The sequence below is a fragment of the Bacillus sp. FSL K6-3176 genome (assembly GCF_038003325.1).
Taxonomy (GTDB): domain Bacteria; phylum Bacillota; class Bacilli; order Bacillales; family Bacillaceae; genus Bacillus; species Bacillus altitudinis.
Genome location: NZ_JBBOOX010000001.1, coordinates 3,684,029 through 3,706,237, shown reverse-complemented (window position 1 = coordinate 3,706,237; position 22,209 = coordinate 3,684,029). Strand labels below are relative to the sequence as shown.

The window sequence follows — 22,209 nt, the reverse complement described above, 5'->3', positions numbered from 1 at the left end:
ACATGAGCTTGCAGTTCAGTGTACTAGCGAGCGGAAGTACGGGGAACGCTTTTTATTTAGAAACAGACGAGCATGCTTTTTTAGTAGATGCGGGCTTAAGCGGCAAACAGATGGTGGAGCTGCTTGGTCAAATCGACCGAAAGCCAGAAGACTTGGACGGAATTTTTGTCACACACGAGCACTCAGATCATATTAAAGGACTCGGTGTGATGGCAAGAAAGTACAAGCTTCCTGTCTATGCAAATGCGAAAACATGGAAGGCGATGGAGTCACATATTGGGAAAGTGGATACGGAGCAGAAATTCCACTTTGATATGGAGACGGTTCAATCATTCGGCGGTCTCGATGTTGAATCATTTGGCGTATCACATGATGCGGCAGAGCCCATGTTTTACGTATTCCATTATGGCGGGCGTAAACTTGCCCTTATGACGGATACAGGCTATGTGAGTGACCGGATGAAAGGGATTATTAAATCAGCCAATACGTTCGTATTTGAGAGCAACCATGATGTCGGCATGCTGCAAATGGGGCGCTACCCATGGAGCATTAAACGCAGAATTTTGAGCGATGTCGGACACGTATCCAATGAAGATGCAGCTCTTGCTATGACAGACGTGATTGGAGATGCCACCTCACGCATTTATTTGGCCCACTTGAGTCAAGACAACAACATGAAGGACTTAGCCCGTATGGCGGTCCAGCAGACGCTTGAAATGAAGGGCTTTGTTGTAGGGGACGGCTTTGATTTATATGATACGGACCCTAAAAAAGCAACCCCGCTTTGCGCCGTATGATTTTTACAATCGTATGATTAAGATAAGAGCTTCTTACCAACACTATATACATCATCTATTCACTGAAAGGAAGGAAACATAGTGGATTATCGCGATGTAGAGTGGAAGCCGAGACGAAGCAGAAAAGGATATTTCCTATCTGGTCTGATCGGTGTATTGGTAGGAGCTTTTTTAATGGGATTCTTTTTCCCCTATGTGTCTGGACAAAACGGCAGCCCCTTTGGATGGCAGTCAGCTGGAGATCAGCAGGCATCAGAGGGCCCTTTAAAGACCGTCAATGTGAACGTGAATGATGCGGTCACAAAAGTGGTATCGAGTATGTCAGATACAGTTGTCGGCGTCATTAACATTCAAAAGTCGAGCTTTTGGGAAGAAGGCGGTGAAGCAGGCAGCGGGTCAGGTGTGATTTATAAAAAAAAGGGTGACACCTTTTATATCGTGACCAACCATCATGTCATCAAAGGCGCAAACCAGCTTGAAGTGAGCCTTCAGGACGGGACAAGGATCGGGGCAAATCTTGTCGGCAGTGATCAGCTTATGGATTTAGCGGTACTCACGGTCAAAAGTGATAAGATCAAGAAAACCGCCGCCTTCGGCAATTCAGACCATGTCAAACCAGGTGAGCCTGTCATCGCCATTGGAAATCCATTAGGCCTTGAATTTGCTGGCTCCGTCACACAAGGTGTGATTTCTGGAACGGAGCGTGCGATCCCTGTTGATTCTAATGGTGATGGACAGACGGATTGGAATGCGGAAGTTTTGCAAACGGATGCCGCCATTAATCCTGGGAACAGCGGCGGAGCCTTGATTAATATGGACGGCAAAGTGATCGGCATCAATTCAATGAAGATTGCTGAGTCAGAGGTGGAAGGGATTGGGCTGTCTATTCCTGCGAATCTGGTGATCCCTGTCATAGAAGATTTAGAGCGCTATGGAGAGGTGAAGCGTCCGTACCTTGGTGTTGGGATGAAATCACTAGCAGATATTGCGAGCTATCATTGGCAGGAAACGTTAAAACTGCCATCAAAGGTCACAACCGGAGTCGTCGTGATGAGTGTCGAGCCTTTGTCTCCAGCAGGGAAAGCAGGGTTAAAAGAGCTGGATGTCGTGACGTCGTTTGACGGCAAGGAAGTACAAAATATCGTCGATCTGCGTAAGTATCTTTATCAGAAGAAAGTAGGCGACAAGGTAAAGGTGCAATTTTACCGAAGCGGAAAGAAAAAATCAGTCGAGATCAAACTCTCCCAAACCGATCAGTTCGGTGGCTAGCCAGTTCCTATAAGGGACTGGCTTTTTTTATATGCCCGGCATATGATAAAGAAAAGGGGGAGATACGATTGGTCACATTACAGCCAATGTCGCAAACAGATTATGACGTCTTGATAGAGAAGGCCATTAAGCGGTACGCAGAAGAAAAGATACTCGCAGGGACGTGGGGTCAGGAAGAAGCGCAAAAGAACGCAGAGGAACAATTTGACCGGTTGCTTCCTGAAGGCCTTCAGACAGAGGATCATGAGTTGTGGAACATCTTACATGGAGAAGAAGCCATTGGATGGGTATGGCTTTGCTATGACCGAGATCATCCTCAGCATGAAGGATTTATTTATAATTTTATTTTGTTTGAAGCGTATCGAGGAAAAGGATTGGCAAAACAGGCCATGACGGCATTAGAAGAGCAGGCAAAGTCATTAGGTGTGAAGAAACTATCGCTGCATGTCTTTGCCCATAATCAAATCGCCCGCTCACTTTATGAGAAAACGGGATTTGCTGAGACTGGGATTTACATGAGCAAGCCTTTATAAAAAAAGAGAAGTACCGTGCAGTGAGCGTACGGTACTTTTTACGTGGACATGATGGCATCTTGCGCCGTGACTCGGTATAGATCGACTTTGCATTTCACAAACGCACGGATGATGGCTGGGACTTGAGCTTCTGAACGAATCAACAATGAGGTCTCGTCATCTCTGATCACAAGGTCTGTTCCCACACTTTGTAAGTACTGCGTGAGAACAGGCTTCACCTCATCATCAATCCATGCATGCTTGAAGGTGGCACGAATGGTTGAGGACGTGATGGTTTTCTCTTGAGGATGAGTACTTGAGGACACGATTTTTCCTTCAGATATGAAAGCTGTTTTGGTACAAATAGGCTGGGTGAACCTTGGCTCGTCTGCTGTTAAAAAGACAGTTTTTCCTTCAAATTTTAATGATTCAATCACCCGCTGGATATGTAAGATAGAATCTGCATCAATATCCGCAAAAGGCTCATCAAGTAAAATAAAGTCAGGCTGATGAGCGATGGCCTGAGCCATTCCGAGTCGCTTCTTCATCCCAGGTGTAAAGGCACCGACTTTCTCTTGATGATAACGATGTAAGCCAACAAATTCGAGTAATTCTTCATAATAGCTCGTTTTTTGGCGAGCACCCGTAATTTTCGATAAATAGGCAATATGCTCAATAGCAGTCAGCCCTTCATATAAATCTGTATATTCAGGCAGAACACCGATATGATGACGTACTTTTTTTAACGACGTCATGTTCATCATGATAAATGTGCCAGAGGTGGGGCGGGAGATCCCTGTAATGATATTAAAAAAGGTCGTCTTACCAGCACCCTTCGGTCCAATGAGGCCGAAGATATCCCCTGGATGGATATCAAGGTCAATATGATTTATTGCGACTTTTGTCCGATATTTTTTTGTCAGCCCTTTTGTGTGAAGCACTTAGACATCCCTCCTCTGAAACAGTAGTGCCGTTCCAACGAGTAAGACAACAGTCAATGCGGCATTCATCAGTACATAGGTTAGCGGTTCACTCCAGCGCGCATAATAATAAGGCGTCACATATTGGAACCAGTGAATCAACCGTTCTGAAGAAAGAACAGACATCATGCTCATGATTGGAAATAGAAAGGAAAACAACATGCCAACAAACATCGATTTCTGTGGTGTTGGAAAGAGCATGGACAAAAACAAAGCACAGGAGATGCCGACACTGATAAACGTTAATATTTTTAAGGCATCTGAGAACAGAAAACGATGTGAAATCACCATATTTAAAATATATGTGGTCATAATGCAACTGAGCCAAAACAGCATCAGCCCAAGATATTTCCCGATGACAATGTTTAAACGGGTCGTTTTGCTGACGAGAAAACGAATGGTTTTCAAATGAATTTCGCGGCTCAAAATATCATGAGATAATAAAAAAATAAGGAAGAAACCAAATAACGAAATCACTAGTTCATTCCCAATGGAATAAGGGTCCTTTGCCTGTTCCCACTTCCCTTGATAAGCAGCTATAAATGGAAGACTTGATACAAAAGTAGATAAAATGAAAATAATAACAATAGTTAAGATGGATTTTGTGCTTTTGAAGAGCTGCTTAAATTCATTCATACAGATGGTCCACACACACTGTACCTCCCTTCATCTTTATTATACCCCTAGAAAAGAAAGACACCATATCTCGCTCTTTAACATTTGCTTAAATTTTATAAAAAAGAAGACTCTTCCAGAACAGTTAACTCATTTTTAAAAATGTTCAGAAAAATATCTTGATTTATCAAAAAACATCATGTATGATAGCTTTAATTCAAGATAGTTAAACAGGCAATGACGAGAGAAAGTACAATCATCAATTTTTCCACAGAGAGCTTCGGCAGCTGAAAAGAAGCAAAAATAATGATTCGAAAAATGGTCTCTGAGCCTCGTGCTGAACATATCCATGATATTAGTAGGTGACGACGAGAGTTGGTACTCGTTATCAAAACCACAGTATATGAGCCAAATTGGAGCTTTGTACTTGTAGAGGCTGTTTAGCGCGAGCAAACAGTAAATAAAGGTGGTACCACGAGACAAATACCTCGTCCTTATGATTCATAGATAAGGATGGGGTATTTTTTATTGTCCACTTTTTTCATACAAATGTTCAAATGTTCCACGTGAAACACCACAACCATTTTTTCAAATGAAAGGGAGATTAACATGAGTGAACATGCATTGGTTTTGCAATCAGATTTCGGTATTGATGATGGAGCGGTCAGCGCAATGTACGGCGTAGCCAATACAGTGAGCAGCGGCATCCGCATTTTTGATTTAACTCACAACATTCCCCAATACGACATTTGGGAAGCGTCTTATCGCTTGCTTCAGACGGTCACATATTGGCCGGAAGAAACGGTATTTGTCTCCGTTGTTGATCCAGGCGTTGGATCAGAGCGAAAGAGCCTTGTCGTCAAAACAACAAGCTCACACTACATCATCACACCTGATAATGGGACACTTACGCATGTCGCACAGGATATTGGCATCGTGGAGGCTCGGTATTTAGATGAAACCATCAATCGTCTGCCGAAGTCAGGAAAATCACATACATTCCATGGTAGAGACATTTACGCCTATACAGGCGCGAGAATTGCTTCAGGTGTGATTTCTTTTGAAGAGGTCGGGCCAAAGGCGAATATAGAGGACATTATTCACCTTCCAGTCGTACAAGCTTATGCGGAAGAAGAAGTAATCACAGGGACGATTGATATTTTAGATGTGCGGTTCGGAAACCTATGGACAAACATTCATCATACGTTATTTGAACAGCTTTCAATCAATTATGGGGATGCAATAGAAGTTACCATTGCCAACGGGCCAAAAAATGTGTATAAAAATATCATGACCTATGGACGATCTTTTGCCGATTTAAAGGTAGGCGAACCACTCGTATATGTCAATTCACTCGATCATTTAGGCGTGGCGATCAATCAAGGGTCATTTGCAAAGGCTTATAACATCGGTACAGGCACAGGCTGGCGCCTTTCGATTCGCAAAGCTCCGCGCATTATATATGAATAAGAGGAGGAAACATCATGGCAGGTAAACAACTTTCAACGAAAACTGTCGTTGCCATCGGGATTGGGGCAGCCGTCTTTGTCATTTTAGGACGCTTCGTCTCCATTCCAACTGGGATTCCGAATACACAAATTGAAACATCGTACGCGTTCCTTGCGTTAATGGCCGTGCTATTTGGTCCTGTTGCAGGCGCATTGATTGGATTTATTGGTCATCTCATTAAAGATGCCACCACATTTGGACCTTGGTGGAGCTGGATTATCGTTTCGGGTGTTGTTGGTTTATTGATCGGCCTCATTTCGAACCGTTTAAAAGTAGAAGAGGGCGACTTTGGCTGGAAAAAAATCACGCTCTTCAACGCCGTCCAAGCCGGCGCACAAGCATTAGGCTGGTTTGTCATTGCGCCGGTACTCGACATTGTGATCTATGCAGAACCTGCAAATAAAGTGTTCGTTCAAGGCATCGTAGCAGGAATCTCAAACATCATCACAGTCGGTGTACTAGGCACCATCATCATTGCGGCTTATGCGAAAACAAGAAGCAAAAGCGGCAGTCTATCGAAAGAAACATCATGAAGCAAGGTGGAACACATAAATGAAGAAACCGATGATTCAGTTCGAACATTTCGGATTCAAGTATCGCAGTCAGGCAGAACCAACATTGAAAGATATCAACCTGACCATCTATGAAGGAGAAAAAGTCCTCATCGCAGGCCCGTCTGGATCGGGAAAAAGCACACTAGCCCATTGTATCAATGGGCTAGTTCCTGCGTCTTATAAAGGTTCTATGGAAGGAAGTCTTCACATCGGCGGGAAAAATGCAGAGAAAGAGAACATTTTCTCCCTCTCACAGCTCGTTGGGACGGTGCTGCAAGACCCTGATGGACAATTTATCGGGCTAACCGTAGGAGAAGACATCGCATTTACACTTGAAAATGATCAAGTCACACGCGAAGAAATGAAAACACGTGTCGAAAAAGCGGCAAAATTAACAGAGGTAGACGGCAAACTCGCATCGTCCGTACATGAGCTGTCAGGCGGTCAAAAACAACGTGTCGCCATCGCAGGCGTACTTGTCAACGATGTTGATATTTTGCTATTCGATGAGCCACTTGCAAGCCTTGATCCCGCAACAGGCAAAGAAGTGATCGACCTCATTGACCGTCTGCAAAAAGAAACGAAAAAAACGGTCGTGGTGGTGGAACATCGATTGGAAGACGTCCTCTTCCGCCATGTCGACCGCATCATCGTTGTCAATGACGGCACGATTGCAGCGGATATGACACCAGATGAATTGCTCGCCTCAAATGTGTTAGAAGCCGCGTATTTACGTGAGCCTTTATATGTGAGAGCGATGAAATATGCAGGCATTCCGATTGCAGCAGGAGATCAGATCGCTAATTTACAGCATCTCACCTTAAATGACGAGGCAAAAGAGAAAATCGAACAATGGATGGAAGCATCTGAGCCGTTAGTCGAGCAGAATGCAGCGCCGGATTTACTAGAAGTGCGCGAGCTGAGTTTTGATTATCCAACAAGACCTAACACACTGAACAACATCTCTTTTACCGTCAAAAAAGGAGAAATGATCAGCATCGCCGGTGCCAATGGCGCAGGCAAGACGACACTATCCAAGGTGCTCTGCGCATTTGAAAAGCCAACAAAAGGGACAATCCTTTTAAATGGCGATGATATCACAGGAGACACCATCAAACAGCGCTCCGAACGAATCGGTGTCGTCATGCAAAACCCGAATCAAATGATTTCAAAACAAATGATTTTTGATGAAGTCGCACTCGGTCTCGTTTTAAGAGGTGTACAGGAAGACGACATCAAGGATCGTGTAGAGCGAGTCCTGAAAGTGTGCGGGCTGTATCCATTTCGAAATTGGCCGATCTCAGCACTCAGTTTTGGACAGAAAAAACGCGTCACCATTGCATCCATTCTTGTGTTAGAGCCAGAAATCATCATTTTAGATGAGCCAACGGCCGGTCAAGATTTTAGACATTACACAGAGATGATGACGTTTTTAGAGCAATTAAATCAGCAGGGCGTCACGATTTTGATGATCACCCATGATATGCATTTGATGCTCGAATACACAACAAGAACCATTGTCATTTCAGATGGAGAAAAAATCGCAGATGATACACCAGCCAAAGTGCTGACAGATCAGCTTCTAGTCCAAAAGGCGAGCTTAAAGGAAACGTCGCTCTATGAACTGGCGCTAAAAGCAGACTGGCCAAATCCAAATGAACTCGTGGATCGCTTCATTGAGGTTGACAGAAAGGAACGAATGACATGGCTGTAGACATGCTGTCCTATATCGATCGCCCGTCGCCGATTCACCGGCTGACAGGTGCCACCAAACTCATTTGCTTTATCCTCTGGTCATCCGCAGCGATGCTCACATATGATACAGGCGTATTAGTGTTTATGTTAGTAGCCAGTATCGTGTTCTTTCAACTGTCGAATGTGCGATTTCGTGATATCTCCTTCGTGGTGATCGTCCTGGCGATATTCCTTGTGATCAATAACATCGCCATTTATGTCTTTGCGCCTCAGCAAGGTGTCGCCATCTATGGAGCGAAGCACGAGCTGTTTCACATTGCAGGCTGGTATAATGTCACACTTGAACAGCTTTTCTATCAATTGAACATTACACTGAAATACGTGACCGTGATGCCAGCGGCGCTTTTATTTATCGTGACAACAAATCCAAGTGAATTCGCCTCATCGCTCAGCAGAATCGGGGTCAACTACCGGATTTCGTATGCGGTAGCGATTGCGCTGCGCTATATTCCAGATATTCAGCGTGATTTTCGAACGATTGCCATTTCTCAGCAAGCAAGAGGCATTGATTTATCGAAGAATGAAAAACTGGGAAAACGGATTAAAAATGCGCTGTCGATTGTCATGCCGCTGATTTTCTCCAGCCTAGAGCGGATTGAAACGATCAGCAATGCGATGGAATTGCGCGGGTTTGGAAAGCATAAAAAGCGCACATGGTTTACGGCGAAAGACTTTCAAAAAGCAGATTATGCGGCGTTAATTTTTGTTGGAGCGGTACTGATTGTGTCGCTAGTGATTACATTTGTTAGAGGAACGAGATTTTACAATCCGTTTTGATAGAAGGAAGCCTTCACAGGAGTGGAGGCTTTTTTATTTGGTTTGTGGATAAAAGGTGTGGAAAATGGTAAAAGACTATTAACATGTGAATAAATCGGTTATATTGAACAATGAGCGAAACACTTGTGAATAACCAAACAACATATTGGAGGAATTAGAAACTTATGAACAAATCACTTTATGCTTGTGCAGAACATATAGAAACCGTACTAGACATGTACATAGATGATCACGAAACACCGCCAGAATTCAGAAAAATCGAACATACACACAGCTTATCCACAACCTGTGAATTGTGCGATGAACCTGCAATATATATAGTGGGGAACGAATGATCGGACACAAAATACACAAATTTTATCCACAATTGTTGATAACTTATATGAATAACTTGTTCTTAAGGTGGGGATGACCTGTGAATATATCAATTATCACAGTAGGAAAATTAAAAGAGAAATATTTAAAGCAAGGCATAGCCGAATACACAAAACGATTACAGGCATACGCAAAAATCGAGATCATTGAGCTCGCAGACGAAAAAGCACCCGAGAATCTCAGCGAGCAAGACATGAAAATCATCAAAGACAAAGAAGGCGAACGCATCCTAAGCAAAATCAACCCAGACGCCCACGTCATCGCCCTCGCCATCGAAGGAAAAATGAAAACTTCCGAAGAATTAGCCGATACAATAGATAAGCTGGCAACATACGGAAAAAGTAAGGTGTGTTTTGTCATAGGCGGATCCCTTGGATTAAGTGATGCTGTGATGCAGCGGGCGAATGAGAAGTTATCGTTTTCGAGGATGACGTTTCCGCATCAGTTGATGAGGTTGGTTTTGGTGGAGCAGATTTATCGGGCGTTTCGGATTGTGCGGGGGGAGCCTTATCATAAGTGAGTGAGGTTTTTTAATAGGCCTCTTTCTTATCAAAAAATTGTGATAAAGGGTAATTTTTATGGTTTCCAATACCAGATCTGTTTGTCAAAAATCTAAATTAGAAAGCAATAATATAGGCTTTGATTAATTCAATAACTTTAATTAATATATCATTGTGAGGAAACTGTTTACAAATAATCAATAGGTTATCTTACTTATTAGTGTTTTTGGGAACCGTTCTAATTTTACAAAGGGATGAGGGGGAAAAGAATGGATAAAGCATTTTTATCTCATAACGGAGCAGATAAAGAATTTGTTGAAAGAGTTGCAAGTAAATTAGAAAGATCAAAGGTTATTTTTGATAAATATGTATTCTATGAAGGAGAAGACTTTAGAGAATCAATTCAAAAAGGCTTAAAACAATCTTCTTTATTTGTATTATTTGCTAGCAAGGAATCTTTAAGTGCACCATGGGTAAAATATGAATTAGATGAAGCAGAAACTATGCTAATAGAAGGACAAATAAAAAAAATGCTTATTTTTCTTGTAGGTAAAGATGTTAAACACTCTGATTTACCTAAGTGGTGTCAAAAAGCATTGATTCTCCAAGCATCTAATGCTAGTGTCACGGCTCGATTGATTGAAGAAAAATTAATACAAATTAATTCTTCTTATCAAGATGTATATGTCGGTAGAGGTACAGAACGTGATAAATTTTCTGAGCATTTATTTAGAAAATCGAAAAAATCACCACAAGTATTAGTCTTCTATGGCTTGCAAGGAATAGGTAGAAGAACATTTGCTAAAGACATACTTGAGAATATTTATAATCTAAGATTAGGCCCTATTTTTGAAATTGACTCAACAGAGTCTCTAGTTAACCTATATGTTAAGGTTTTAGATGATGTGAGTGATGTGTTAACTCAAACAGATTTAGCAGATCATATTGAAGCTTTTGAAAAAGTTAACTTAGATCAGCAGACGGATGAGATAGTTCGTTTATTGATGGAATATAGTGAATATAAGATAGCACCCTGTATTTTAGATAATGGTGGTTTATTAAATGAATATGGTCAATATCGTGAAGAATATAAAGTTTTGATGGAAAAGATTGATACTGTAAAGAATTTATTTTTAGTTATTTTGCAGACTCGAAATCCATCGTATATTAATGAAGAACAGTTTTTCTTTGTCACATATATAGGCCCTTTAAGTTTTGATGGAATGAATTCTCTATTAAGTACATATTTAAGAAATATGCAAATAGACTACAAACGCGATGATGTGCTAGAATTCACAAAATTTTTAGATGGGTATCCACCAGCAGCTCAATTTGTAAGAAATACTATTGATAAATATGGTATGGATATTGCATTAGCAGATAAAACACTATTAACTGATTTTAAAGTACATTCTTTTACACAATATTTAAAGAAGATGGTAGAAGAGAATGAAGTTAAAATAAAAATTTTGAGGATATGTGAAGCTTTGCCTCCGCTGAATTTAAAGATTTTGAACATTTTAAACAATGATAGTAAGTTTTTAGATTATATCAAGAGCTTAATAGATCAAAGTATTATTGTTTTTGATAAGCAAAATAATAAGTATATTTTATCTGCCCCATTAAAAGAGGCTGTGAGAAGGACATGGGGTACTTTGGACAAAGAGTCCTTTAAAGATATTGCAATTAAATTAAAAGAAGTTTATTGGGATGAAAATAACTTACCTGAAAACGCTATATTGGAGCTATTGATTTTCTGTTTATTAAGATCAGAAAATGTAGGAGACTTAGAAGACTTCAAGGGTATCATATTACCTTCTACAATTTTAAAAGCAGCAAAAAGTGCATATGGAAATAGAGAGTGGCTTGTAGCCATTGACTTATGTCGAAAAGTTCTTAACCTAGATTCTAATTCGAATGAGGCCAGAGTTATTTTATTCAAATCATTGGTAAGGGAAAATGAAAATTCTAATGAAGTATTAAGTGAACTAAAAGATAGTAACTATCGTGGCTACAATGCTCTAAAAGGCTTCAGGGATTTAAAGCAAAAGAAGTATTCAGAAGCAATTAAGAGTTATAATTTAGCTCTGGCTTCTGGTGATGAAAGCTTAGCAGTTTATAGAGAAATTGCAGAATGTTATTATTGGATGGGTGACTATGAAAATGCTAAAAAGCACATAAATAATGTTTTGAAAAGAAATACGCCACCAAATCCTTTTGTATTAGACTTGGCAGCAAAAATTTCTATTGAAAATCATGATTTTGAAATAGCTGTAGAGCATATTTCTGCCTTGGAATTAGTAGATAGACCAGAAAATGTAAGTCATCGAAAAGCCTTATTATATTCGAAGCAAGGGGATTATAAACAAGCTATTCAATTTGCAGAAGAGGCTTGTAAACGTCAACCACCCTTACCTGAAGCGTTTTTAAATAAAGCTCATGTTTTAATTATGATAGAAAGATACACTGAAGCTCAAGGGGTATTAGATGAGATCAAAGCGAGATTTAAATCTCAAATAAAAACAGACTTCTATCTTGAATTAAGAAGTAAATTAGCTATTGAGACTTCTAATTGGGAAGAAGCAGAGATTTATTTAAAGCAAATGAATAACAATAACTCGGATTATAGTAAAGTTTTAAAATTCAAAGTTATTGAATTGAAGTTATTAGATAAAAAAGTATCACTTAAAGAAAAGAATGAACTTACAGAGGAATTACAGAGGTTAAAATTACAAGGTATAGCTGAATTAATAGATAACGAAACTGGTATTAGAAATTTTGTTAGAATTTAAACTAATAAAATCAATGTGGGTTTAAAATAAAATATGATATTTTTAAAAAAATTAATTATCTATAATGATTAAAAGTCTTGTATGATATTCGGGATTTTTAGTTTAGTAAAAGAGTAAGATGGTGAATGAACTAAAATTTTAAAATTCAAAAGATAATGTGAGAGGTTGTGAATAAAATTTACTTAATATCTCAGTTAGATAAATTAAGGGGAGAAACGCACTGAAATTTTAAGTGAAAAAGTCAGATGAAAGTGAAGATGAGACAAAGCATGATAAGTTATTGATTAAAATAAATGAAATGCATGAATAAATTTTATTATGAAATAAATGGATAGTTTATAGCATTTTATTGCTACAAGCTATCTTTTTTATTTTTAACTATAGTTTTATTCTTCAGCACATCCATAGATATATATATTAAACTTATTTTAATACGAAATATATATATCGCTGATGAATGATATCTATAATTTGTTTTATGGGGGATTAAGAAAAACTATTTTAATGATTGTAGCACTAGCATTTACTATTTTCGTCCCATTTTCAGAGGCAAAAGTAAAATTCAATATTAAAGTTCAAAAAGATTTTTGATTAATTAGTATTGAGAATTTGAATTCAAAAGACAATATTGAAAGAGAAGATAAATATATGAGGGTTTAGCTGAAGAAGAAATTATTAATGGAATGGTAGAACAGCTTAATTTTTTATATATGAAAACTTTAGTTCAAAAAACAACTACAGCATGTATTAGAAACATCACATATTCAATCTACAATTACTTAAAGGAGACTTCCATGAGTTTTAAAGCTGACTTTAAACATGAAATACGTAACGTAATAAAAGACGTAGAAAAAGAAATAAATAAAACATGGAAAATTGAATATAAAGGGCATTCTATAGAAATTACAAACCAAATAAAAGAAGAGCAACTAATCATTGATGGTGTGACAGTTGATAAAAAACAACGAAAAAGTTTATTGACTCATATGATCCCTTATTCAAAATTGTCAGGGATATTGGAACTTCAAGATGGTACAAAACACAAAGTGTCCGTTAAACTTGGTGGGTATGTACGATTTCGTTGTATGGTGAAGGTAGATCATGAAACGGTTTTAGATGAATCAATGAAGATAGACCTTCTATCATGGGATCATAAAGAGAAAATCGTTCCCTTTATTCAACAACAAATTCAAACACATCATAAAATAGTAGATGATCGTTTACCCGATGAAGATTATTTATTTGACGAAAATGAACCACGATTGGCTCCCGGTTTATCTGATTATTATGTAGATGAACGACCTGCCCCTTTTTATGTGAAGAAACTATTGAAGCTTTTTGAAATACAACTGAATCATCCTACAAACGAAACTAGAAAAAAAACATATGAAAAAATCATTTCTAACAATATGGCGAGTCGCAACAGTGAGTTAATCGACCGATTTCAGCAAACACAATGGGATGAATCTCTTGTACAGCAAGAAGCGTTATGGCTTCTTGAACATGCGGCACATCGGGAGGTCGTCAAATTTGCAGTCATGATACTGGGATGTACGAACTGTGAAAAATACAAAGAGCTTTTATTCACAATAGGTATGCATGAAGAATTTACTTCTTATGTCGTGTTTGCATTGAAGAATGGCACAATTCAAGGAAACGAACATGTTTGGCGTCTTGCAAAGTCTGTTGATGGATGGGGAAAAATTTCGGCTGTTGAGCAATTGGAAGCCTCGACGCCAGAAATAAAACGTTGGTTACTAACAAAGGGCTGCGAAAATACAATCATGAATGAATACTTAGCTTATACTTGTGCTCTTAATGGTGATCTGGAAACAGCTTTATCAGAAGATGAAATTTCCAAAGAATTATACGATGGAGCGAGTCTCATCATTCAAGCATTATTAGAAGATGAGGTTTCTATCTACGGAATCGATGAGTATTCAAATGCAAGCTCAGTTCTCTGCCGATTTATTCACCATGCTCATAAGCACTGCCAAGCAATTGAGGACTTTTATCCAATATTGAAAATAAATGAGTTTTTAAATGATGAACAAGAGATTTGGGACGACCGATTGAATGCTTCATGGAAACAGGACGATTATAAGGCTATCCAGGAAGCTGTTCAACCGTTTATCAATGACAGTAGATGGCCAAAGCTTGCAATCGATTCGTTACAACAGGGTTTTAGCTCCCAAGCACTTGAAATCGCTCTCTTTTATCGTTTAGATGTGATTGAGCATCTATTTGCTTTACTTGAGAAAGATCCGGCAAATAGTGAAATATACTTTGCTGTGATGGACACAAATCATCACCAGCATATTAGAGAGCTTTGTAAATTTTCAGAAACACATTTATCGTTATCTAACCTCTCAGATGATGAAGTGGCTTGTCTACAATATATTGTGCAAGATTTATATGCACACGACGGTGTAGGATTGCCATTGATTCAAGCTGCACTTAGATCAGATGATGGAAATTTACAGTATCATGCTTTAAGTGTATTAAAAGAATGGTCTCCTTCGTATTCTCAGCAAGCGGCCACAAGAGAATTGATTGAACATATTGCTGTGAAGACAAAGGATAAAGAAGATCGAAAGTTAGCCAAATACTTATTAAAGAAATAGGATTCGGTTTACCTTCGCACCACGAGAATAAAATCTATTAGAAAGCAGGCACACCATGCACACAATCAAAAAAATAGGCAAAACCTTCTCCTACATCACACCAGTATCACTCACCGACCGCCCCATCCTAGGCATGGTCGTAGGCAATAACAAAACATTAATGATCGATGCCGGCAACTCGGAAGATCATGCGAACTATTTTATCCAAAAAACTTTAAAACACGAGAATGCCACGCCCGATATGGTGGTCCTCACGCATTGGCATTGGGATCATATTTTTGGTCTACCGGCGTTGCCTCATGCGGTTTCAGTTGCTTCTGCAAAAACCAGAAAAGAAATGGAGAAGCTTCTTCCGTTTTCTTGGTCAGATGAGGCGATTGATGAGCGGGTGAGGGAAGGAACGGAGATTGAGTTTTGCGCGAAGGCGATAAAAGAAGAATATAAGAATCATCGAGAGATTCAGGTGGTTTTACCGGATGTCACGTTTGATCGTCGGATGGAGATTGATCTTGGCGGGGTGACTTGTGTTGTGCAGCATGTTGGGGGTGATCATGCCGCAGATTCAGTGATCGTGTATGTGAAAGAGGAAAAAATCCTGTTTCTTGCTGATTGCATTTATCCGAAAATGTATGCTGAAAAAGTACATTATACGGTAAAAGAAATCTTGCGTCTTTTAGATGAGTTAGATGCATTTGATGCTGAAACGTATATTCCTTCACACCAAAGACCATGGACAAAAGAGGAGTTTCGTCAGGAAACAGATAAGCTTCGAATGATGGCGAAATACACGGATCTTTATGGTGGAGATCAGGAGAGAATCAAGAGTGAATATCAAACACATGTGAACAGAGAGCTAAAAGAAGATGAGTTAGAGACAATCGCTTATTTTGTAAATGGTTATTAAATAATTATGGTGACTAAAACAGAAAAAGTCTCATTTGAGTGATTTTCCTCAAACGAGACTTTTTTATTTCTATGGTAAACCTACAAAGTCTTCTGCATCACGAACTGTGACAGACATCTGTTTTGCATTAATAATAATGACACAATCCCAAGTGGGCTTTATTTGCAGTTCATCATTCTCATCAATACGAATAATTCCTTTAAATTCAACAGTCTGTTCTAGAAAGACCATTTTCTTTTCTGTATCATCTTTGACTGCTGTTAAATGTTCAGGATAGTGAATCGTCCAATCATAAAAAGCGGTTTTCTTCATAGTTCCTCCTATTTTCATTCGTACACATCTCCGAATACTTCTTTTGTTTGCCGGATTGTCAGTGATTTATTGGTTGGATCAATTGAAATGACACAATCCCAAGTAGGTTTGATTTGTAGCTCGTTGTTGTCGTCTATCCAGATGATGCTATTTAGTTCAATGGATGGCTCTAAAATAACCATTTTCTTTTCATGATGATCGGTAATCGCTGTTAAGTCTGCTTGTAAATAGATGGTCCAGTCAAAAAAAGTGATGTTTTTCATTGTTTCTCCCCTCATCTTCGCTTATATTTCCATTATAACCTGAGTGTTTTCTGACACCATTTTTTATCAATTCTTCTATTAATAGAGAGGTTACTTACAGATGGACAACATAACTGACCTATACGACACGTTCAAAACCAAAATATCGAAATATCCAATTGAACAAAATCATTGGCAAGCTTTCAAAGATGGAACAACGATTAAACAATTAAAAGCAGGTACATGCATGATCAAGGCTGGCGATCCAGTGAAGCATGCTTATTTCTGCATAACGGGGCTCTTCCGTCTGTTCTATTTGTTACCGGATGGAAGGGAGTATAATGTGGCTTTTACGTTGGAAGATGATTTTGCTACTTCTTATGCAAGTATGATCAACGGGCAGCCTTCTCCTTATTCGATTGAAGCGATGGAGGATTCTATCGTGATTGAAATTCCGTATGATCTGCTTCAAATGTTGATGGACAGAAGTCATATGTGGGAGCGGTTTGTTCGGGTGAGTGTAGAAAGGCTGTATACGAGAAAGGAAGAGCGTGAGAGGGAACTGCTCTATTTGCCAGCCATTGAGCGATATCAGGCGTTTTTATTGAAATATCCCGGGTTACATCAGCGTATCGCTCAATATCATATTGCCTCATATACCGGTATTTCTCCGGTTTCGCTGAGCAGGCTGCTGCATACTGATGAACATTAACCTATGTTAATGCACATTCTCTAGATCTGGCGTACAATCATCACATCATAGAAGAATCGAGGGGCTGGATCATGAAATATATGATGGTTGTTTTATTAGAGTTCTATCCATCTTGGCTTGCTTTACCACGAGAGGAGCGCAGAACCCATGCGGCTTCGCTGCAAGAATTGATGCAGAAATATGAGGAACATGTGACGGTGCGCTTTTTTGATGCTGAAGCTCTTCCAGGTAAGGATTACACAGATTTTGTGATGTGTGAAACGGATGACCTGAAGTTCTATCATTTTATGTGGGAAGAGATTAGAGATTCTATTCCTTACACAAGTGGTTATGTCAAATGAAAAAGAATCTTTGAAAATGGATTAGTAATCGAAAACCACCTGCTATCAGGTGGTTTTTTGCACATTCTATTTTTTGGTATAATCAGGGGTAAGGTAAAAACGGATAAATTTTTGAACTGAATCGGAGGTACTTATGAAGCAGCTGTATATGAAGCAAAAGGTATTTAGTCTGAGCGGCAGATTTACGGTAAAGGACCAACAGGAGAATGATGTATATGAGGTCGAAGGCAGCTTTATGAAGGTGCCAAAGACGTTCACCATTTTGAATACAGAACGAGAAGAAATCGCTGTGATTACAAAGAAAATGTTTAGCTTTTTACCAAAGTTTTTAGTAGAAGTCGGAGGGCAAGAGGTATTGACGATCAAAAAAGAGTTTACGTTCTTCAAAGCCAAATATTCAATTGATGCTGCTGGAATCGAAGTACAAGGGAACTGGTGGGATATGAATTTCCAAGTGCTGCAAAGCGGCGAAGTGATCGGTCAAGTGAAGAAGGAATGGTTTACTTGGGGGGATAGCTATAAGGTGGATATTTTGAAAGAAGAGATGGAGCCTGTGATGATTGCATTGGTTGTTGCGATTGATTGTGTGAAGGCGGATGAAGCGGCGTCGAGGTCTTCATCGACGACGATGAATAATTAATTGGAGGGTTTAAAAAGTTGGACAACCTCACCCGCATTTTAAGATTAAGAGATGCAGAGATATGGGAGTATGAATTTCTCGATAATAAAGACATCATCGTCTATTTCTCGATTAAAGATTTAAATAGAAAAGCAACGATTCATGATAATCCTCTGGCCACTCAAGAAGAACTGGATGAAAGAGATAATTACATATCAATGGATGTGCACAGCCATCTAGATCTCAAGAAAACGCTAGAAGAAGATATATTTGATGACTTTATCACCAATATCTCAGCTTTAGTAGAGCATATGCATGATTTTCACAATGCGCATGTTTTTATTCACATGCATGTTCATGACAAAATCGAATTGACAGATTTTCAGTTAGAAAAAGATGAAGAGATGCATGGCGATGAAAAAGAACAACTCTATACATTTAAACGTTTATGGATTCAGCAGGCATGTTTTCAATTGGTCGAACAACAATTAAATCGAAAAATCACAGACATGTCTAACAGTAGGTTTTGCCAAGATCTAAAGTGAGGTGAGCAAACGAATGACATTCCCATACAAAGTATTTCAAACAGTTGTTGAATGCGGCAGCTTTACAAAAGCTGGAGAGAAGCTTGGGCTGACGCAGTCTGGGGTGAGTCATAATATGGCGAAGCTTGAGTCAGAGCTTGGGATTGTGCTGCTTCATCGGAATCGAAACGGGCTGTCGCTGACAGATGCAGGTGAGCGGGTGATGCCGCATATTCGCCAAATCATTCATCATGCGTCATTGCTTGAGCAGGAGGCGGCGTTGATTCAAGGGATGGAAGTGGGGAGTATTAAGATCGGCACGTTTTCTAGTTTTTCTTCAAAAATGCTTCCGCAGCTGATACATCGATTTACGAAAAGTTATCCCAATATCCAATTGGAGTTATACGAAGGCGGCTATGAAGAGATTGAAGAGTGGATCGCGTCTGGCACAGTTGATCTTGGGTTTTTAACACAGCCATCTAGAGATTTGGAAACTGTTCCATTGTTTCAAGATGAATTGGTAGTGCTCATGCAAGAGAGTCATCGTTTCCATACAAAGAAGGTGATGGAAGTCGCTTCGTTCCAAGATGAACCATTTATTATGCCAAAAGCGGGCTGTGATCAACTCATTAAGAAAATATTAAAAGAAAGAGGCGTAAAACCCCATGTTTTATTTGAGATTGGGGACAACAATACGCTCATCTCTATGGTTCAGGAAGGCCTTGGGCTCACGATCATTCCGAAGTTGATTTTGCCGCCTCAGGTGCCTCATGCGAACGTAATTCCACTTGAGACCAGTGTTTATCGCGAAATCAATATGGCGTTTAAATCTTTTAACGCAGCCTCTCCCTCTACTAAAAGATGGATTGAAGTGGTCAAAGATCATTTTAAATAGATTCAGCTTGAACGAGAGTCTCTATTCAAGCTGATCAATTTATAGCGTGATCACCCCACGAATGGTAATAACCGCTGCTCCTGCTACTTTAATGACCGGCTTTGCTTCATTCGGAATGACCGTGATACGAAGCAATCCTGGTCTGCCGATGGCATCACCTTGAGCAATGCGTAGATGAGTGGTTTCTTGCTGAGGAATGATCCCTTCCAAATACAGAAATCCGGCCAATGCCCCGTTGGCTGCTCCCGTTACAGGATCTTCGGGTATACCAATGCCAGGTGCAAAATCCCTTGTATAAAGATCAAAGTCCTTTGTGGATTGAAACGTATAAAGATGAGTCGTTGTGATATCCTGCTCTTTATTCATTTTTCCTAAAGCTGCTAAGTTTGGTGCCGCTTGATCAATGTCATTCTGGTGTTTCAACGGAACCAGGAGATGCCAGTTTCCGGTGTTTGCTAATTTTATAGGATAGGATGGATCAATCCTGTCACTGCTTATACCGAGCATGTCACTAAGCTCTTCTACATCGATGATAAAATCTCGCGTCTTTGGCGTGACCTGTGTCATCTCCACATCCACAACTTTGCCATTTTCCTCGTGCCATATAACGGGAACATGGCCGATCTTTGTTTCTAACACAACCCCTGATTTTTCTTTAGCCATCCCTAGCTCCGTCGCTAAAAGCCAAGTCAACCCAACCGTCGCATGCCCGCAGAAATTGACCTCTTCCGTTGGAGTGAAATACTTCACTCGATAATCGGCTTTCTCATCATGTGCCGGTAGTAAGAAAACGGACTCGGGTAAGTTCAACTCCTTGGCGATATTCTGCATCTCATCCTCCGTTAACCATTCCCCATCCAACACCACCCCAGCGGCATTACCTCCAAATTTCTCAGTTGTAAACGCATCGACATGATACACTCTAATATCTTTCATCTGACGAATCCTCCTAAACATGTTGTTATGTTCATCATAAATTTGTATGATGCATTCGTAAAATGAATCTTTTGAATGTGATGAATTGGAATTGTTCATGTAATATCAAACAACTAGGCGCTAAGGGCGGAAAGGTCTTACCGTTACAGGAAAAGGAATGTCGGAGAGTAGTAAGACGGTAAAGTCGTTTAAGGCTGAAAGAAAATAATATCGGATCAAAAGGCAGGTTCAAAGAGAATCTGCTTTTTTGTAGTATGCTTGAACAAAACAAAAAGAAAGCGAGGGGGTCAGCATAGCTTTAGGAGGATATATCAATATTGGATTGGTATTCTATGATGACATTCATTTAACAATCACTTTTCGCAAACTGACTGACTTTTTAACAAAAAAAGGAATATTGATAACGAAGATAAAGTTTAGTCAGGATGCTAATGGCGAAGCATGGATCGAACATGATGTAAAAGAGAATAAAATCAAAAACAATTACTTGGAAGGTTTTTATACAGAATTTGAATTGGCGGGAACATGTCTAAAGCATACGACCATGAATATACAAAAAGAAGCTGGTTTTGTGGGATTCGTTCTATATTTAAAGTGGACAGAGGTTGTTTCACATGATGTCGTTCGTATTCAACAGGAGATCGTACAGTGTCTTGTAGAACTTTATCATACTCTTACGTTCGAGTATTCATTCATTGGACATGAAATGGAAGTCGAGATTCATCCAGATGATGTTGAAAAGAGTCTGCAAGAACACCATGCTTTTCCAGTTGTTCTTATAGGTAAAGAGGATTATTTAGTCATTTTTTATGGTGATACTCTCATTGACGGGCTAACTACTCAAGAGAGAGGGAAGAAATATTTAAAGGTTAAAAGAGAACAGTAAAAAAGCCTCCTGAATGTCTCAGGAGGCTTTTTCCATCCATCACCCATAATAATTATTCGCCTGAATAAAAAATTGGGATTGCATGTAGTTATATGTGATTTTCGAGAAGTCGAAGGGCTGGCCGTTTGTGAGATGAAAGACGGTTTCGACGCGAAGAGCAGGATCATTTTGCTTAAGTCCGAGGTGCTTCGCTTCGGTTTCATTCAGTTTGCCTACTTGTAAGTACATATCCGAGAAGCCAACTTTGAGCCCAAGGCCTTCGCTGATAAATTTAAAAACAGAATCGGCTGCAATTTCTGTGTTGAGGTAAGGAATAATGGTTTTCCGGTAATAGGACTCTTCTAAACATAAAGTTTGTCCATTGATGTAACGAATGCGTTTAAGGTAGAAAACATCCTCATCTGGTTCAATGTTTAAATTCAGCGCAGCTTCTTCTGGCGGTTTGACGGTATCTAACGTGAGAACTTCTGATGTCAGTTGAAATTCCTCTAAATCTTTTTTAAATCCTTGGTTGGATAAAAGGCTGATATAGCCTTTGCGCCTGTGCCTTCTCACAAAGATGCCGCTGCCCCTCACCTGATAGACAATCCCTTTTCTTTCGAGTAAATCTAATGATTTGATAATTGTACTTTTGCTCACAGCAAATTGATTCATAAGAGTCTCAAGCACAGGAAGTTTGTCTCCTTGCTGTAGCTCATGTGTGACAATATATTTTTCAATATCGCTCGCAATTTGTTGATACTTTAACATAGCCATTCCTCTTTGTTTTCACGATTTAT

General features: G+C 39.5%; 23 protein-coding genes, 1 pseudogene and 1 other annotated feature. Of the genes and pseudogenes, 18 read left to right on the top strand and 6 right to left on the bottom strand.

All coding sequences use genetic code 11. The annotated features are described in order from the left end of the window. The first annotated feature begins 2 nt into the window (after positions 1-2). From MHB38_RS19205 to MHB38_RS19195, 3 genes are all read left to right on the top strand, one after another. Positions 3-797, top strand: a complete 795-nt coding sequence (locus MHB38_RS19205; RefSeq protein WP_007497388.1) for an MBL fold metallo-hydrolase — start codon at positions 3-5, stop codon at positions 795-797. Between the two features lie 78 nt (positions 798-875). Continuing rightward, the gene (locus tag MHB38_RS19200; RefSeq protein ID WP_412459322.1) at positions 876-2,066 is read left to right on the top strand and encodes a S1C family serine protease; all 1,191 of its coding nucleotides are present in this window, start codon (positions 876-878) and stop codon (positions 2,064-2,066) included. A gap of 68 nt (positions 2,067-2,134) precedes the next feature. Then, positions 2,135-2,599 carry a GNAT family N-acetyltransferase gene (locus MHB38_RS19195; protein ID WP_341004246.1) on the top strand — a complete coding sequence of 155 codons (465 nt, stop codon included), beginning with the start codon at positions 2,135-2,137 and terminating at the stop codon, positions 2,597-2,599. A 38-nt stretch (positions 2,600-2,637) separates the two neighbouring features. On the opposite strand, the gene MHB38_RS19190 is transcribed toward MHB38_RS19195, so the two are convergent. After that, positions 2,638-3,519 carry an ABC transporter ATP-binding protein gene (locus MHB38_RS19190; protein WP_341004245.1) on the bottom strand — a complete coding sequence of 294 codons (882 nt, stop codon included), beginning with the start codon at positions 3,517-3,519 and terminating at the stop codon, positions 2,638-2,640. After that, complete coding sequence (locus MHB38_RS19185) at positions 3,520-4,209, bottom strand: ABC transporter permease (RefSeq protein WP_008347476.1); 690 nt, start codon at positions 4,207-4,209, stop codon at positions 3,520-3,522. It lies immediately after the preceding gene. A 192-nt stretch (positions 4,210-4,401) separates the two neighbouring features. Further along, positions 4,402-4,672: a binding site (T-box leader), on the top strand. Between the two features lie 110 nt (positions 4,673-4,782). On the opposite strand from MHB38_RS19185, the gene MHB38_RS19180 reads away from it, so the two are divergent. The 9 genes from MHB38_RS19180 (at position 4,783) to MHB38_RS19140 (ending at position 15,963) form a co-directional block, all read left to right on the top strand. Continuing rightward, positions 4,783-5,643, top strand: coding sequence for an SAM hydrolase/SAM-dependent halogenase family protein (locus MHB38_RS19180; protein WP_007497378.1), 861 nt, complete (start codon positions 4,783-4,785; stop codon positions 5,641-5,643). A 14-nt stretch (positions 5,644-5,657) separates the two neighbouring features. Beyond that, entirely contained in the window at positions 5,658-6,215 is a 558-nt protein-coding gene (locus MHB38_RS19175) for an ECF-type riboflavin transporter substrate-binding protein (protein WP_041508071.1), read from the top strand. A 19-nt stretch (positions 6,216-6,234) separates the two neighbouring features. Then, complete coding sequence (locus MHB38_RS19170) at positions 6,235-7,950, top strand: ABC transporter ATP-binding protein (protein ID WP_156061154.1); 1,716 nt, start codon at positions 6,235-6,237, stop codon at positions 7,948-7,950. Continuing rightward, positions 7,941-8,768 (top strand): energy-coupling factor transporter transmembrane component T family protein, encoded by an 828-nt coding sequence (locus tag MHB38_RS19165; protein WP_341004241.1) that lies wholly within the window; start codon positions 7,941-7,943, stop codon positions 8,766-8,768. The genes MHB38_RS19170 and MHB38_RS19165 overlap by 10 nt, the downstream gene beginning before the upstream one ends. A 164-nt stretch (positions 8,769-8,932) precedes the next feature. Continuing rightward, positions 8,933-9,103 carry a CxxH/CxxC protein gene (locus MHB38_RS19160; protein ID WP_008360116.1) on the top strand — a complete coding sequence of 57 codons (171 nt, stop codon included), beginning with the start codon at positions 8,933-8,935 and terminating at the stop codon, positions 9,101-9,103. An 80-nt stretch (positions 9,104-9,183) separates the two neighbouring features. Then, on the top strand, positions 9,184-9,663 hold the full coding sequence (rlmH, locus tag MHB38_RS19155) for a 23S rRNA (pseudouridine(1915)-N(3))-methyltransferase RlmH (protein WP_017359968.1): 480 nt from the start codon (positions 9,184-9,186) through the stop codon (positions 9,661-9,663). 249 nt (positions 9,664-9,912) lie between these two features. Next, a complete protein-coding gene (locus MHB38_RS19150) occupies positions 9,913-12,435 on the top strand; it encodes a toll/interleukin-1 receptor domain-containing protein (protein WP_202734075.1) in 2,523 nt (840 codons plus the stop codon). 794 nt (positions 12,436-13,229) lie between these two features. Then, the gene (locus MHB38_RS19145) at positions 13,230-15,059 is read left to right on the top strand and encodes a hypothetical protein (protein ID WP_202734076.1); all 1,830 of its coding nucleotides are present in this window, start codon (positions 13,230-13,232) and stop codon (positions 15,057-15,059) included. A 55-nt stretch (positions 15,060-15,114) separates the two neighbouring features. Beyond that, entirely contained in the window at positions 15,115-15,963 is an 849-nt protein-coding gene (locus MHB38_RS19140; RefSeq protein WP_341004238.1) for an MBL fold metallo-hydrolase, read from the top strand. Between the two features lie 69 nt (positions 15,964-16,032). Here MHB38_RS19140 and MHB38_RS19135 read toward each other — a convergent pair whose 3' ends face one another. Further along, on the bottom strand, positions 16,033-16,275 hold the full coding sequence (locus MHB38_RS19135; protein WP_008347452.1) for a hypothetical protein: 243 nt from the start codon (positions 16,273-16,275) through the stop codon (positions 16,033-16,035). A 14-nt stretch (positions 16,276-16,289) separates the two neighbouring features. Next, positions 16,290-16,538 carry a hypothetical protein gene (locus tag MHB38_RS19130; RefSeq protein WP_025208306.1) on the bottom strand — a complete coding sequence of 83 codons (249 nt, stop codon included), beginning with the start codon at positions 16,536-16,538 and terminating at the stop codon, positions 16,290-16,292. Positions 16,539-16,638: 100 nt separating this feature from the next. Between MHB38_RS19130 and MHB38_RS19125 the strand changes: the two genes are divergently transcribed. The 5 genes and pseudogenes from MHB38_RS19125 to MHB38_RS19105 all read left to right on the top strand — a co-directional run bounded on the left by MHB38_RS19125 (position 16,639) and on the right by MHB38_RS19105 (position 19,608). Beyond that, positions 16,639-17,229 carry a Crp/Fnr family transcriptional regulator gene (locus MHB38_RS19125; RefSeq protein ID WP_060781595.1) on the top strand — a complete coding sequence of 197 codons (591 nt, stop codon included), beginning with the start codon at positions 16,639-16,641 and terminating at the stop codon, positions 17,227-17,229. A 71-nt stretch (positions 17,230-17,300) separates the two neighbouring features. Continuing rightward, positions 17,301-17,567: pseudogene (locus tag MHB38_RS19120) on the top strand (darcynin family protein); the annotation flags it as partial. Between the two features lie 136 nt (positions 17,568-17,703). Continuing rightward, positions 17,704-18,210 carry an LURP-one-related/scramblase family protein gene (locus MHB38_RS19115; RefSeq protein ID WP_202734078.1) on the top strand — a complete coding sequence of 169 codons (507 nt, stop codon included), beginning with the start codon at positions 17,704-17,706 and terminating at the stop codon, positions 18,208-18,210. 17 nt (positions 18,211-18,227) lie between these two features. After that, the gene (locus MHB38_RS19110) at positions 18,228-18,734 is read left to right on the top strand and encodes a hypothetical protein (RefSeq protein ID WP_048002014.1); all 507 of its coding nucleotides are present in this window, start codon (positions 18,228-18,230) and stop codon (positions 18,732-18,734) included. Positions 18,735-18,747: 13 nt separating this feature from the next. Beyond that, entirely contained in the window at positions 18,748-19,608 is an 861-nt protein-coding gene (locus MHB38_RS19105; protein ID WP_046527580.1) for a LysR family transcriptional regulator, read from the top strand. Positions 19,609-19,647: 39 nt separating this feature from the next. Here MHB38_RS19105 and MHB38_RS19100 read toward each other — a convergent pair whose 3' ends face one another. Further along, positions 19,648-20,544, bottom strand: a complete 897-nt coding sequence (locus tag MHB38_RS19100) for a PhzF family phenazine biosynthesis protein (protein WP_048002015.1) — start codon at positions 20,542-20,544, stop codon at positions 19,648-19,650. Between the two features lie 322 nt (positions 20,545-20,866). Here MHB38_RS19100 and MHB38_RS19095 point away from each other — a divergent pair, with 322 nt between their 5' ends. Continuing rightward, the gene (locus tag MHB38_RS19095) at positions 20,867-21,430 is read left to right on the top strand and encodes an Imm64 family immunity protein (protein ID WP_046527582.1); all 564 of its coding nucleotides are present in this window, start codon (positions 20,867-20,869) and stop codon (positions 21,428-21,430) included. Between the two features lie 39 nt (positions 21,431-21,469). On the opposite strand, the gene MHB38_RS19090 is transcribed toward MHB38_RS19095, so the two are convergent. Then, on the bottom strand, positions 21,470-22,180 hold the full coding sequence (locus tag MHB38_RS19090) for a GntR family transcriptional regulator (protein WP_046527583.1): 711 nt from the start codon (positions 22,178-22,180) through the stop codon (positions 21,470-21,472). Between the last annotated feature and the right edge of the window lie 29 nt (positions 22,181-22,209).